We start from the raw sequence: 13,333 nt of genomic DNA, 5'->3' as shown, positions 1-13,333 counted from the left end.
TGAAAAAAACTAGTATTTGTGCAAAAATACATATTGCTACAGTTACTAGCCATAACGATACTATAAAATATGTAATTACTAACCAACTTGAAGATGTGAGCAACCAAATCACTATTTTTTCTTTTACAATAAAAAAATTAATTCCTACAATTAACAGATAGATACTTGAATAGATGATTGTTAGACTTACAATTTTTATGATTAAATGAAAACAATATGATTGACGAGTTTTATGTCTAAAATACATATAAACATTCTTATCCGTATAATTAAATGAATAGAAAAAAAGTAACAATAATGGAAGATAACTAAATAACACTATTTTCATATCTCTTGAAGTACTAAGAAATGAAAACAAAGAATCATTAGATAAAAAGTAAAATGATCTAATGAGGTGAATAGACACACCAACTATAAGAAATAAAATATTAATCACAAATAACCATCGTTTTTGAAACAACTCTAATAAATACATTTTCAAAAGGCTATAAAATAACATGTCTTTTTACTCCTCTTAAAAATAAAATTATCGATAAAATAAAAATCCCTATTAACACTAAAATAGAAACAATAATATTGGCTCCATGATATATATGGGATTCAGATAAGAAATATATAGGAGCGAGGGGCATAGGATAAAATAAATTAATTATCATTAAAAAAAGTTGTAATAAAAAAGCACTTAATAAAGTTACAAAAGTATGCTTGGCATAAAAGGACATACTAAGAGAAAACAAAGCAAATGCTCCTCCATAAACAAAAGCAATAACTGCATATAACATCATATGAATAAAAGGATGAGTGAAATAAATGTTAATAAAAAAGGTCGCTCGCTCATACATCCCTATATTGGAATTTAAAACTTCGTCAGGATTTACATTTGGAAGAAACATAAATGATAAAAAAATGTTTAAAATCAATGGAATAATAACAACAAAGCCACCGATAAAAAAGGTTTTACTAAACAGCTTAAGAAAATACATTTTATAATTACTTCTTATAATTACAAACAAAAAAGATCCATTTTTTTTATCTTCCTGAAAGATCGATGAACTAGGTAAACTTGCAATCACTGGAAGTATAAAGAAAAATAAAAAGGAAGGTGTTACAATACTATTAATTCCCATCCAAGTTGTATATGGAGTGAAGATAACATCCTTTTTATCGGCTAGTGGAATTACATAATATAATATATATACACAAGATAAGGCTATTCCTAACATAAGCGAAAAATAAAAATTCCTATTATTCATTCTTTCATTAAAATAAGTACCCATGTTTCACCTCTTAAAAATTCAAATATACTCCTCGTAACATTTAAAATATGTAATGTTACGAGGAAAGGCTTACAAGAATATAAAGTATTATATTTATAAGTTCATTTTTCATATAATTATTTACGAATACTATCCGGGCTCCAAACACCACTTGCTGTACCCTCAGCCCATCTTCTGGTATCAATTTTAACCTTGATACCAGAATTATATTTCTCAACTGCTAAATTGTATAAGAATTCTTCTTGACCATCACGCATTTTGTATGAATGACCATCCGAAACATCAGTACCATCTTTTAATGCAGCCCAGGCATTGAAATATCCATCTAATCCCGACATGTTGTCAACCCTCATATAATAAGCCGTTTTATTATATGAGGGTTGAGATGGTGTTTCATCATTAGGACTGTAAACACGATATACATTTGACCAGGGTCTATCTTCATGATTAGACTTTGCTGCTGCTGCTGCTGCAAAGCTTGATAAGGCTATTCCTGCTGTTAAAGTTAGAACCGTTATTTTTTTCATTTATACTCCTCCTATTCTTTTACTTGTAAGCCCTTAAAAAATATAGCACATGAAATAAAATAATATATATAGATTTACAAATATTAATATTTCTTTAATATTAGCTATAACTTTTTAACAAATATCTTGTAAAACATATCATTACACAAAGTTTTTCAAGCAATAACAACTGTTTTACTTATAGATATTAAATAAAGAAAAGATATTTACAAAAAAGATACAATATAGTTGTTTCAATTGTGCTACAAGTAAAAGGATTATTTAATAAATCAAGTGAAAAGATAATTTTAGATGAATTTGATCGGAGTATGTATACAGATTTTTGGACAGAAGATGACTGGTTGTTAAATAAGTAAAAATAAAAAAGCACTGTAATCAGTGCTTTTTTATTTTAGATTACGAGATTGTAGCATTTTCAAAAATAACAATCTCTGAATTACTTGTTGTTGAAACGCGTTGTGCGTAATATGTTAAAGCTGAAGAAATATATGTTGGTAACGAATCATTTGTATGTGTTGTTGTATATTCATGGATTAATTCTTTTAAAGTCGTCCATTCTAATTGTGCTGGGTGATCAGAAACGAAAGAACTTACCCAGCGATCAAATGAAGATGAAAAATCAGTTTGTAAACGAAATACTTCTTTCATAATAAAACGCTCCCTTAAAATGTAGTATAATCATTTTAACACAAAACACGAACGATTACTAAGTTTTTAATTATAACGTTCGTGTTATATAGTTGTCTAGATGATTGGTTATGTAAATTCGATTTGCCATTTGAAATAACATTCCGTAAGATGAAAGGTAGATTATATAAAGAGCTGGAGGAAAGAAAGTGGAATTTGTATTTTTAGGAACTGGTGCAGGTGTTCCTTCGAAAGGAAGGAATGTTTCAGCAATTGCTCTGCAATTGCTAGAAGAACGAGGACAGACTTGGTTATTTGATTGTGGCGAGGCGACGCAACATCAAATATTGCATACATCAGTACGTCCACGCCGCATTGAAAAAATATTTATTACGCATTTACATGGTGATCATATTTTTGGGTTGCCTGGTTTATTAGGAAGCCGTTCGTTTCAAGGAGGGACTACACCTTTAACAGTGTATGGACCAAAAGGAATTAAACAATTTATTGAAGTGGCATTATTAGTAAGTACGACACATGTTAAATATCCACTTGAAATCGTTGAGATTACGGAAGAAGGTATTGTGTTTGAGGATAATGAATTTTGTGTAGAAACAAAAAGGTTATCACATGGAATTGAATGCTTCGGATATCGAATTGTAGAGAAAGATATACAGGGAGCTCTTTTAGTGGATAAGTTACTGGGAATGGGTGTGAAACCTGGTCCAGTTTTTAAACGCTTAAAAGATGGTGAAGTAGTTGAATTAGAGAATGGCACAGTGTTAGATGGAAAAGATTTTATTGGCCCGCCTCAAAAAGGAAGAGTTATTACAATTTTAGGCGATACACGATATTGCGAAGCGAGTAGAGAGCTTGCGCAAGATGCTGACGTACTTGTTCATGAAGCAACTTTTGCGGCAGAAGATGAACAACAAGCGTATGATTATTTTCATTCCACATCTAAGCAAGCTGCGAGTATTGCAGTTCAGGCAAATGCAAAACGCTTAATATTGACTCATATTAGTTCTCGTTATCAAGGAGATACATATAAGGAATTATTGAAAGAGGCAAGAGAGCTATTTTCTAATACAGAAATAGCTACGGATTTAAAATCATTTCCAGTAGAAAGATAATAATGTTGTGAAAAAATGGTGACGATAGGTTGCCATTTTTTTTATTTCTAAAAAAATTAAAAATAAAACTGTTATCATTTTGTTTTTATATAGGATGACACAGAAAGTTTTAATGATGTGAAGATATAGGATAAAAATACATAATAACGATTATTTAGAAAAACTGTTATATAAGTCAGACGACATACGATTGGTACAAGTAGCAAAAATGGATTTTTATTCAGAACTTTTAAAATTCATTAAAAGTAAGCGTTTTATTAAAAACAAGCTATAATGAGGGCAGATTATAATTTATTGTAGGCTACATGCGTTTTAGCCATTTGTCATAACAAGTGAAGTTGACTAAATCGTGAGAGAGCAACATGGAAATTATAATAGGAAGGATATTACTATTATTTGTACTAAGTCTTTTTTCCCTTTTTAGCTTTAAAATATCAAAAGGTATGAAAGCAATGGGAGTTTCACTTGTTTATGCTATGCTTGTAGGGGGTTCTGTGTTAAACTTTGGATTGCTACCAGACTTTATTGTGGACTATCTTATATTATTTTTAAATGCAGGTAATGCTAAGTTTCTTATTTATTATTATAACTGGTATTATTTCAGGATATATTGCTTCACTGTTATTCAAAAACTATCCAATTCTTACAGCGGAACAAATTCGTGGTACGACTGGAACAGCAACCGATTCGGTAGCTTAATAGAATAGTAAATAATTTTTTCATAGAGGTTTAGGGGGAGTTATGATGAAGTATCGCTCAGTGTTTGATATTATTGGTCCGGTTATGATTGGTCCATCAAGTTCACATACAGCAGGCGCGGCAAGAATGGGGCAAGTTGCTCGTCAGCTGTTTCGTCATGAACCAGAGAGAGTTAGCATTTCATTATATGGTTCATTTGCAAAAACATACCGTGGTCACGGTACGGATGTAGCGCTAATCGGTGGAATACTAGGATTTGAAACAGATGATTTACGTATTCCAAGTGCGTTAGATATTGCAAAAGAACGCGGGATTGAAGTGGAATTCATTGAAGAAGATGCAAATGCTCCGCATCCAAATACAGCGAAAATTCGTCTGTATAAAGGTGAAGAGGAAATTGAAGTTGTTGCTTGCTCAATTGGTGGCGGTAAAATTGAAGTTGTAGAATTAAACGGATTCGATCTTCAATTAACAGGCACGAGTCCAGCACTACTTATTGTAAATAACGATCGCTTTGGTGCTATCGCAGCTGTAGCTTCAATCCTTGCTAAGCATGAGATTAACATAAGTACAATGAGTGTTTCTCGTAAAGAAAAAGGAAGAAGAGCGCTTATGGTCATTGAAACAGATGAATTATTAGCAGATGAAGTAATTGCGGAAATAAATGGGCAACAAAATATTTGTCAAGTAACTATTATGGATTAATTGCAGGGGGGACACACCATGTTTCGGAACGCAGCGGAACTAGTGGCGCAAGCTAAAGAGCAAAATGTAAAAATCGCAGAAATTATGATTCAATGTGAAATGCAAACAAGAAATATCTCACGTGAAGAAGTAATTGCTGGAATGGAAAAGAACTTAGTCGTGATGGAACAAGCAGTAGAACGCGGTATTCGTGGTGTAAAATCACCGACTGGTTTAACTGGCGGGGATGCTGTGAAAGTCCAAGCGTATATGCAGAGTGGAAAAGGTTTATCTGGAGATACAATTTTGGACGCAGTGAGTAAAGCTGTTGCGACAAATGAAGTAAATGCGGCGATGGGAATTATTTGTGCAACACCAACAGCAGGATCTGCTGGAACAGTGCCAGGTGTACTGTTTGCACTACAAGAAAAATTACAGCCGACACGCGAAGAAATGATTGAATTTTTATTTACAGCAGGAGCTTTCGGTATGGTTGTTGCGAATAATGCTTGTATTTCTGGCGCGGCAGGAGGTTGCCAAGCTGAAGTAGGTTCAGCAAGTGGAATGGCAGCTGCAGCAGCAGTTGAGATGGCTGGTGGAACACAAGATCAAGCAGCTACAGCGATGGCGATTTCATTAAAGAATATGCTTGGTTTAGTATGTGATCCTGTTGCAGGGCTTGTAGAAGTACCTTGTGTAAAACGTAATGCAGCAGGAGCTGCGAATGCCATGATTTCAGCTGATTTATCATTAGCTGGTGTAACTAGTACAATTCCATGTGATGAAGTCATTGAGGCGATGTTTAGAATTGGACAAACGATGCCAGTAGCACTTCGTGAAACAGCAGAAGGTGGCCTTGCAGCAACACCGACAGGTCGTCGTTTGCAAGAAGAGATTTTTGGTAAGAGTAATAACTAAAAGCATATCATATGATTAAAGTAAAAACGGAGCTCAAATAAAGTTGAGCTCCGTTTTTTATTTTTCTTTTGCTATTTCTTCTAATGTTTTTCCAAGATCGTGTGATCGTTTCGTTGCTTGTGTAATACATGAGATTAATGCTTGTTGAAAATTATGCTCCTTTAATACTTCAATACCTGCTTCAGTTGTTCCGCCAGGAGAAGTAATTTCTTTTCGCAAAATAGAAGGGTGTTTTTCGCTTGCTTTTAGCATTTCAGCAGAACCAATCATCGTCTGAAGAATAAGAGATTTTGCAACATCTTCTTTTAAACCAATTTTTTTTGCTGCCTCTTCCAGTGCCTCTACCACGTAATAAATATAAGCTGGTCCACTTCCAGATAATGCAGTGATAGCATGCATATCTTCTTCTTCTACAACAGAGACGAGACCAATCGTTTCAAATAAAGATGTTGCAGTGCGAATATGTTCCTCCGTTGTGTGTTCTGAAGGTGAGATAGCGGTAGCGGATTTTAAAATGGCTGCAGATGTATTTGGCATTGCACGAATAATCGGAACGTCTTTTTGAAGTAGGTTTCTAATTGAATGAGTAGAAACACCTGCTAATAACGAAATAATAAGCAAGTCATTATTTATGTATTCTTTAAGAGGAATAACCGCTTCTGCGACATCTTTTGGCTTCATAGCTAGAAAAAGAATATTTGCATCAGCAAGTAATTCCTTTTTATTATGTGTACCTTTGACACCGTATTTTTTATGTAACTCCTGTAATCTTGTCTCGTTAGAACGATTACTTACAGTGACGTGTTCTCCCTTAACAACATTTGCGTTTAATAAGCCACCAATAATCGCTTCGGCAATAGAGCCTGCACCGAGAAAGGAAATGTTTTGCATAGACATGATGTGCCTCCTTTAAATTTGGTTAGAAATACTTATAAATGTACATACATTCGTTATGTTATGGAAAAGACCTCTTTTTATCTGAAAATAATGACAAATTTATAGGGAAGTTGTAAACTGAAGAGGTATTCATTTTTGAACCGGAAAAAGACAGGGGGGGCTAAGCATGACGGCGATTCATCGAATGGAGATTCCTGTTCCATTTGCAGTTGAGACAGTGAATGTGTTTTTAGTTGAGGGAGAAACATTAACGTTAATTGATACAGGGACAAATACAGAAGAAGCAAAGAAAGCACTAGAAAGTCAATTAGGTGCATTAGGATATAAGATAGAAGATATTGAAACGGTAGTGATTACGCATCACCATGCGGATCATTGCGGACTTTTAAATACATTTTCTGAAAAAGTAAAGATTATCGGACATCCTTGGAATGAACCGTGGATTACACAGAATGCTGAATTTTTAAAGAGGTATCATGAATTTTTTAAAGAGACAGCCTTGCAGTTCGGCGTTCCAGCAGTATTTCTGAATGGTGAGGCGTTATTGACGACGAAGACACTTAAATATTCTTGTAATAGATCGTTAACACATACCGTGAGAGAGGGAGATCGTATAGATTCGTTACCTGGATTTACAGTGATTGAAACCCCGGGTCATGCTTCCACTCATATTTCATTATATAGAGAATCTGATGGAATATTAATTGGTGGGGATGCTCTCATTAGTCATATTTCTTCAAATCCAATATTAGAACCACCATATGAAGGGCAAACAGAAAGAGCGCATCCCTTATTGCAGTACAATCAAACGTTAAAACGTTTAAGTGAAATGAATATTTCACGGATTTTATCAGGGCATGGGGAAGATGTTCTGAATGTGAAACAACTTATTGAAACAAGATTACAAAAGCAAGAGACACGTGCTTTTAAAGTGCTTGAACTATTAAAGGAAAAGCCAATGACAGCATTTGAGGTGTGTGTAAAACTATTTCCGGTATTATATAAAGAGCAATTACCACTTACTATCTCAGAAACTGTTGGACAATTAGACTTTTTAGCATATAATCAACAGGTGATGATTGATGAATCTTCACAACAATTGATTTATTATGCAAAGTAGGTGACAGCAATGACGGGACGTTTACAAGAAAAAGTAATCGTCATTACAGGTGCTTCTAGTGGAATTGGAGAGCAAGTGGCAATGCAGGTTGCAGAGCAAGGGGCGACGCCGGTATTAATGGCTCGAACAGAAGAGAAGCTACAAGCATTAGCGGACAAAATTAAAGTAACTTATAATACGCCTTGCTATTACTATGTATTAGATGTAAGTGAAGAAACGAAAGTACAATCTGTTTTTTCAAAGGTATTACAAGAAGTAGGACGTATTGATATATTGGTAAATAATGCTGGGTTTGGTATTTTTAAAACGTTTGAAGATGCTTCAATGGATGAAGTAAAGGATATGTTTCAAGTAAATGTATTTGGATTAGTAGCTTGTACGAAAGCGGTATTACCTAATATGGTAAAAAGGAACGAAGGACAAATTATTAATATTGCTTCATTGGCTGGAAAAATTGCAACTCCGAAGTCGAGTGCTTATGCAGCAACAAAACACGCTGTATTAGGATTTACGAATAGTTTACGTATGGAGTTATCTAACACAAATGTATATGTAACAGCAATTAACCCAGGACCGATAGATACGAACTTTTTTGAAATAGCCGATCAATCAGGTACATATGTGAAAAATATGGGACGTTACATGTTAAAACCAACATATGTAGCAGAACAAATCGTAAAGGCGATGCAAACGAAAAAACGTGAAGTAAACTTGCCGAAGTGGATGGGAATGGGGCCAAAGCTCTACGCATTATTCCCAGGTTTATTTGAACGCGTTGCAGGCAAATCATTAAGTAAAAAATAGGAGATTTCCATATGGAAATCTCCTATTTTTTATTTTCCAGTTACATAATCGTAAACGATATCCTCAACAGCCTCGTATACATCAATTTCAGTATTTAAATGAATTATCATTTGAATATGTTTAATTAGCATTTCCTGATCCTCTTTTGAAACAGGATTACATTGATATTGCCGAAAACTTTTTATAATCATTTTCTCAATTAATTTTTTATTCATGTTTTTCCCCGCCTGTATGTATACATGTATTGTTCTATTGTACTTGAAGTGAAATGAAAACACTACTATGCACTATTTTTGCATAAAAATCCACTTGTGTATATTTCTTTTATAGCGAGGTTAATATTTTGAAGTTTTTAAAAATTATAAATATTTAATTGACTTTATAATTATGCAATATTATAATCAAACTTAATTTAAAGAATAGATATGAGGAGGAGCTTATGAAAGTCGCAATTATTGGAGCAACTGGATATGGAGGTATTGAGTTAATTCGGTTATTAGAGCAACATCCATATTTTTCGATAGCATCTCTCCATTCTTTTTCACAAGTCGGTGAATTTATAACAAATGTATACCCGCATTTTCGAAATGTTCTTGTCCATACGTTACAAGAAATTGATGCGGAGAAAATAGAGAAGGAAGCTGAAATTGTATTTTTAGCAACCCCAGCGGGAGTATCGGCAGAGTTAACACCAAAATTATTGGCAGTAGGTTTAAAAGTAATTGACCTATCTGGAGACTTTCGTATGATAGATCCCTCGTCATATGAATTGTGGTATAAAAGGCCAGCTGCACAGGAAGAACTTCTTAGGAAAGCAGTATATGGATTAAGTGAATGGAAAAGGCCTGAGATCCAAAATGCAAATTTAATTGCAAACCCAGGATGTTTTGCTACAGCTGCATTATTAGCGGTAGCGCCGTTAGTACGTAGCGGCATAATTGAAGAAGCTTCGATTATTATTGATGCGAAATCAGGAGTATCTGGAGCGGGCAAAACGCCAACAACAATGACTCACTTTCCTGAGTTATACGATAACTTACACATTTATAAAGTTAATCAACATCAGCACGTTCCTGAGATTGAGCAAATGCTTACAGAGTGGAATCGTGAAACGAAGCCAATCACGTTTAGTACACATTTAATACCGATATCACGAGGGATTATGATTACACTTTATGCGAAAGTGAAAGAGGAAATGAAAATAGAGCAACTTCAAAAGTTGTATGAAGAAACGTATGAATACTCAGCTTTCGTTCGAGTTCGCTCGCAAGGAGAATTTCCAAGTCCGAAAGAAGTAAGGGGCTCAAATTATTGTGATATTGGGATAGCTTACGATGAAAGAACAGAAAGAGTTACGGTCGTTTCTGTTATAGACAATATGATGAAAGGTGCGGCAGGGCAAGCAGTTCAAAATGCAAATTTATTAGCGGGACTAGAAGAGACAACGGGTTTACAGTATATGCCGCTTTATCCATAAGGGGGAAATTATGATTAAAGCATCGTCTATTACAAAATTAGCAAATGGTTCAATTGTTACACCAAAAGGCTTTTTGGCAATCGGTACTGCAAATGGTCTGAAAAAGGTGAAAAAGGATATGGGTGCAATCGTTTGTGAGGTGCCAGCATCATGTGCTGCTGTGTATACAACAAATCAAATACAAGCAGCGCCGTTGCAAGTAACGAAGGATAGCATAGCAGCAGAAGGGATATTACAAGCAATTGTTGTAAATAGCGGCAATGCAAATGCTTGTACGGGGATGAAAGGATTGCAAGATGCTTATGAGATGCGAACATTAGGAGCGGAACACTTTGGAGTAAAAGAAAAGTACGTCGCAGTCGCTTCAACAGGTGTAATTGGAGTACCTTTACCGATGGATATCATTCGAAAGGGAATTGAATCTCTTGTGCCAACAAAGGAAGTAAGTGAAGCTTATTCTTTTTGTGAAGCAATTTTAACGACAGATCTTATAACGAAAGAAACTTGCTATGAGATGATAATTGATGGGGAAGCAGTGATCATTGCTGGGGTCGCAAAAGGCTCAGGGATGATCAAGCCGAATATGGCAACGATGCTTAGTTTTATTACAACAGACGCCAATATAGAGCATGAAGTATTGCAAACAGCATTATCACAAATTACGAATCATACGTTTAATCAAATTACGGTGGACGGAGATACTTCTACAAATGATATGGTCATCGTTATGGCAAGTGGATTATCAGAAACGAAAACGATGAATATGGAACATGAAGACTGGGAAACTTTCGTAGTTGCTTTACAAAAGGTATGTGAAGATTTAGCGAAAAAAATTGCACAAGATGGTGAAGGTGCTACGAAGTTAATAGAAGTAAACGTGTTAGGGGCTAGAACAAATGAAGAAGCAAAGAAAATTGCAAAACAAATAGTCGGTTCCAGTCTTGTGAAAACAGCGATATACGGTGAGGACCCAAATTGGGGACGAATTATTAGTAGTACTGGACAGAGTGAAGTAATTATTAACCCAAATACAATTGATATCACTCTTCAATCTATCGCCGTATTAAAAAATAGTGAGCCTCAAATGTTTTCTGAAGAGGAAATGACAAAGAAATTACAAGAACATGAAATAAAAATTGATGTGTGTTTACATTTAGGAGATGAAACGGGATCAGCTTGGGGCTGCGACTTAAGTTATGAATATGTGAAAATAAATGCTTGTTATCGTACATAAGGAGAGAGAAGATGAGTGATTATATTGTGGTTAAATGTGGCGGTAGCATGTTGAATCGATTAAATAGTGTCTTTTTTGATTGTATAAAGAAATTGCAAAATAAGTATAAGGTTGTTATTGTCCATGGCGGTGGCCCAGAAATTGATGCCAAGTTAGAAGACTCTAATATCGAGATAGAAAAGAAAGATGGATTAAGAGTAACGCCGAAAGAGGTTATGGATGTTGTTCAAATGGTGCTATGCGGAAGTACGAATAAAAAATTCGTAATGAATTTACAAAAACATGATTTACTTGCGGTGGGGCTTTCAGGATGTGACGGTAATTTACTTCAAGTTCAACCTGTTGGCGAAGCGATAGGATATGTAGGAGAAGTAAGTTATGTAGAAACAGCCCTATTGAAAGGGTTGATAGATATGAATTGTATTCCTGTCATTGCCCCAATTGGGATAAATGGTAATGAGGTTTATAACATAAATGCAGATACCGCTGCAGCTGGAATTGCAGCCGCACTATCTGCAAAAGAACTCATTTTTATAACGGACGTAGATGGAGTGTTACACGAAGGAAGATTGGTAAAGAAAACGGATGAATATGAAATTCTTACTTTTATAGAACAAGGCGTCATTACAGGTGGAATGATTCCGAAAGTACAGGCGGCACTTACATCGTTAAAAATGGGAGTGAAAAAGGCTAGTATCGTAAATGGTACAAAGGATTTTACTGAGGTTACAGGAGAGTGTGTTGGAACTACGGTAACAAAAGGGGTGAGTATCGTATGACAAGCCATCTTTTTCAAACATATGGAAGAAGAGAAATTGAATTTCTAAAGGGCAATGGGGCGAAAGTTATTGATAAAAGTGGTGAGCAATATTTAGATTTCACTTCTGGTATTGGAGTATGTAACTTAGGACATTGTCATCCTACGGTTGTAAAGGCAGTAGAAAAGCAACTTGGAAATATATGGCATATATCTAACTTATTTACGAACTCCTTACAAGAAGAGGTCGCATCATTATTAACAGAAGATACAGCATTAGATCATGTGTTTTTTTGTAATAGCGGGGCGGAGGCAAATGAAGCGGCTTTAAAACTAGCACGTAAGCATACTGGGAAATCTCTCGTAGTAACATGTGAGCAATCTTTCCACGGGAGAACATTTGGAACGATGAGTGCAACAGGACAAGATAAAGTGAAAGAAGGATTCGGTCCATTACTTCCGTCTTTTTTACATATACCATTTAACGACATACGAGCATTAGAGGAAGTAATGAATGAAGAAGTTGCGGCGGTAATGGTAGAAGTTATTCAAGGAGAAGGAGGAGTAATATTAGCTGATCCATCCTTTTTGAAGGAAATTGAAAAACTATGTAATCAGTACAATGCTCTTTTTATTATAGATGAAGTACAAACTGGAATAGGCAGAACAGGAACACTATTCGCTTATGAGCAAATGGGAATAGTTCCTGATATCGTTACCATCGCAAAGGCGCTTGGGAATGGTATTCCAGTTGGAGCGATGATTGGCCGAAAAGAACTAGGTTCTTCTTTTACTGCCGGGTCACACGGTTCAACTTTCGGTGGGAATTATATTGCTATGACTGCAGCGAAAGAAGTATTGCAATTCATTAAGGAACAATCGTTTTTTAAAGAGGTACAGGAAAAGGGCGAGTACGTATTAAAGAAATTGCAAGAAGAATTACGACACGTTGAATGTGTTCAAAATATTCGTGGTAAGGGACTTATGATTGGAATCGAATGTAAGCATGAGGTTGCAAATGTCATAGAACAACTAGAAAAAGCAGGACTTCTCGTATTACAAGCAGGGCCTAATGTTATAAGACTATTACCACCACTTATTGTAACGAATGAAGAGCTAGAACAGGCAATATATATGATAAAAAGAGTGGTTTGTACAAAAAATGCATCAATAATATAA

The 13,333-nt window shown here is 35.1% G+C and carries 16 protein-coding genes; 11 read left to right on the top strand and 5 right to left on the bottom strand.

Annotated elements, in window-relative coordinates; all coding sequences use genetic code 11:
• Positions 1-485 precede the first annotated feature (485 nt).
• Together JFU23_RS08655 and JFU23_RS08650 are read right to left on the bottom strand one after the other, a co-directional pair.
• Positions 486-1,277, bottom strand: coding sequence for a hypothetical protein (locus tag JFU23_RS08655; RefSeq protein WP_061689287.1), 792 nt, complete (start codon positions 1,275-1,277; stop codon positions 486-488).
• A 116-nt stretch (positions 1,278-1,393) separates the two neighbouring features.
• Positions 1,394-1,804 carry a hypothetical protein gene (locus JFU23_RS08650; protein WP_201031755.1) on the bottom strand — a complete coding sequence of 137 codons (411 nt, stop codon included), beginning with the start codon at positions 1,802-1,804 and terminating at the stop codon, positions 1,394-1,396.
• 239 nt (positions 1,805-2,043) lie between these two features.
• Between JFU23_RS08650 and JFU23_RS08645 the strand changes: the two genes are divergently transcribed.
• Positions 2,044-2,160 carry a hypothetical protein gene (locus JFU23_RS08645; RefSeq protein ID WP_002067056.1) on the top strand — a complete coding sequence of 39 codons (117 nt, stop codon included), beginning with the start codon at positions 2,044-2,046 and terminating at the stop codon, positions 2,158-2,160.
• 40 nt (positions 2,161-2,200) lie between these two features.
• Here the strand turns inward: JFU23_RS08645 and JFU23_RS08640 are convergent, their stop codons facing one another.
• Positions 2,201-2,452, bottom strand: a complete 252-nt coding sequence (locus tag JFU23_RS08640) for a DUF3932 family protein (RefSeq protein ID WP_201031754.1) — start codon at positions 2,450-2,452, stop codon at positions 2,201-2,203.
• 188 nt (positions 2,453-2,640) lie between these two features.
• Between JFU23_RS08640 and rnz the strand changes: the two genes are divergently transcribed.
• From rnz to sdaAA, 4 genes are all read left to right on the top strand, one after another.
• Positions 2,641-3,564: a ribonuclease Z gene (rnz, locus tag JFU23_RS08635; RefSeq protein ID WP_201031753.1), complete on the top strand. Its 924-nt coding sequence runs from the start codon at positions 2,641-2,643 to the stop codon at positions 3,562-3,564.
• A 552-nt stretch (positions 3,565-4,116) separates the two neighbouring features.
• Positions 4,117-4,263, top strand: a complete 147-nt coding sequence (locus tag JFU23_RS30540) for a hypothetical protein (protein WP_158080567.1) — start codon at positions 4,117-4,119, stop codon at positions 4,261-4,263.
• Positions 4,264-4,308: 45 nt separating this feature from the next.
• On the top strand, positions 4,309-4,968 hold the full coding sequence (gene sdaAB / locus JFU23_RS08625) for an L-serine ammonia-lyase, iron-sulfur-dependent subunit beta (RefSeq protein WP_002088527.1): 660 nt from the start codon (positions 4,309-4,311) through the stop codon (positions 4,966-4,968).
• Between the two features lie 18 nt (positions 4,969-4,986).
• The gene (gene sdaAA, locus JFU23_RS08620; protein ID WP_002033842.1) at positions 4,987-5,865 is read left to right on the top strand and encodes an L-serine ammonia-lyase, iron-sulfur-dependent, subunit alpha; all 879 of its coding nucleotides are present in this window, start codon (positions 4,987-4,989) and stop codon (positions 5,863-5,865) included.
• Between the two features lie 57 nt (positions 5,866-5,922).
• Here the strand turns inward: sdaAA and proI are convergent, their stop codons facing one another.
• Positions 5,923-6,762, bottom strand: a complete 840-nt coding sequence (proI, locus tag JFU23_RS08615; RefSeq protein ID WP_002066991.1) for a pyrroline-5-carboxylate reductase ProI — start codon at positions 6,760-6,762, stop codon at positions 5,923-5,925.
• A 166-nt stretch (positions 6,763-6,928) separates the two neighbouring features.
• On the opposite strand from proI, the gene JFU23_RS08610 reads away from it, so the two are divergent.
• A complete protein-coding gene (locus tag JFU23_RS08610) occupies positions 6,929-7,882 on the top strand; it encodes an MBL fold metallo-hydrolase (protein ID WP_002014957.1) in 954 nt (317 codons plus the stop codon).
• Between the two features lie 9 nt (positions 7,883-7,891).
• Positions 7,892-8,686 carry an SDR family oxidoreductase gene (locus JFU23_RS08605; RefSeq protein ID WP_002143077.1) on the top strand — a complete coding sequence of 265 codons (795 nt, stop codon included), beginning with the start codon at positions 7,892-7,894 and terminating at the stop codon, positions 8,684-8,686.
• Positions 8,687-8,715: 29 nt separating this feature from the next.
• Here JFU23_RS08605 and JFU23_RS08600 read toward each other — a convergent pair whose 3' ends face one another.
• Positions 8,716-8,901: a YqzH family protein gene (locus tag JFU23_RS08600; RefSeq protein WP_002033845.1), complete on the bottom strand. Its 186-nt coding sequence runs from the start codon at positions 8,899-8,901 to the stop codon at positions 8,716-8,718.
• Positions 8,902-9,125: 224 nt separating this feature from the next.
• On the opposite strand from JFU23_RS08600, the gene argC reads away from it, so the two are divergent.
• Genes argC through JFU23_RS08580 form a run of 4 tightly spaced genes read left to right on the top strand, consistent with a single transcriptional unit; the run spans position 9,126 to position 13,333 of the window.
• Complete coding sequence (gene argC, locus JFU23_RS08595) at positions 9,126-10,163, top strand: N-acetyl-gamma-glutamyl-phosphate reductase (protein WP_201031751.1); 1,038 nt, start codon at positions 9,126-9,128, stop codon at positions 10,161-10,163.
• Between the two features lie 10 nt (positions 10,164-10,173).
• A complete protein-coding gene (gene argJ, locus JFU23_RS08590; RefSeq protein ID WP_201031750.1) occupies positions 10,174-11,397 on the top strand; it encodes a bifunctional glutamate N-acetyltransferase/amino-acid acetyltransferase ArgJ in 1,224 nt (407 codons plus the stop codon).
• An 11-nt stretch (positions 11,398-11,408) separates the two neighbouring features.
• Entirely contained in the window at positions 11,409-12,176 is a 768-nt protein-coding gene (gene argB, locus JFU23_RS08585) for an acetylglutamate kinase (protein WP_201031749.1), read from the top strand.
• Positions 12,173-13,333, top strand: a complete 1,161-nt coding sequence (locus JFU23_RS08580) for an acetylornithine transaminase (protein ID WP_201031748.1) — start codon at positions 12,173-12,175, stop codon at positions 13,331-13,333. Before argB ends, JFU23_RS08580 begins: the two co-directional genes overlap by 4 nt.

It is taken from the genome of Bacillus sp. TH50 (genome assembly GCF_016650565.1).
Classification (GTDB): domain Bacteria; phylum Bacillota; class Bacilli; order Bacillales; family Bacillaceae_G; genus Bacillus_A; species Bacillus_A mycoides.
Note: the sequence above shows the minus strand (reverse complement) of the source record. Positions and strands in the feature narration are given on the sequence as shown.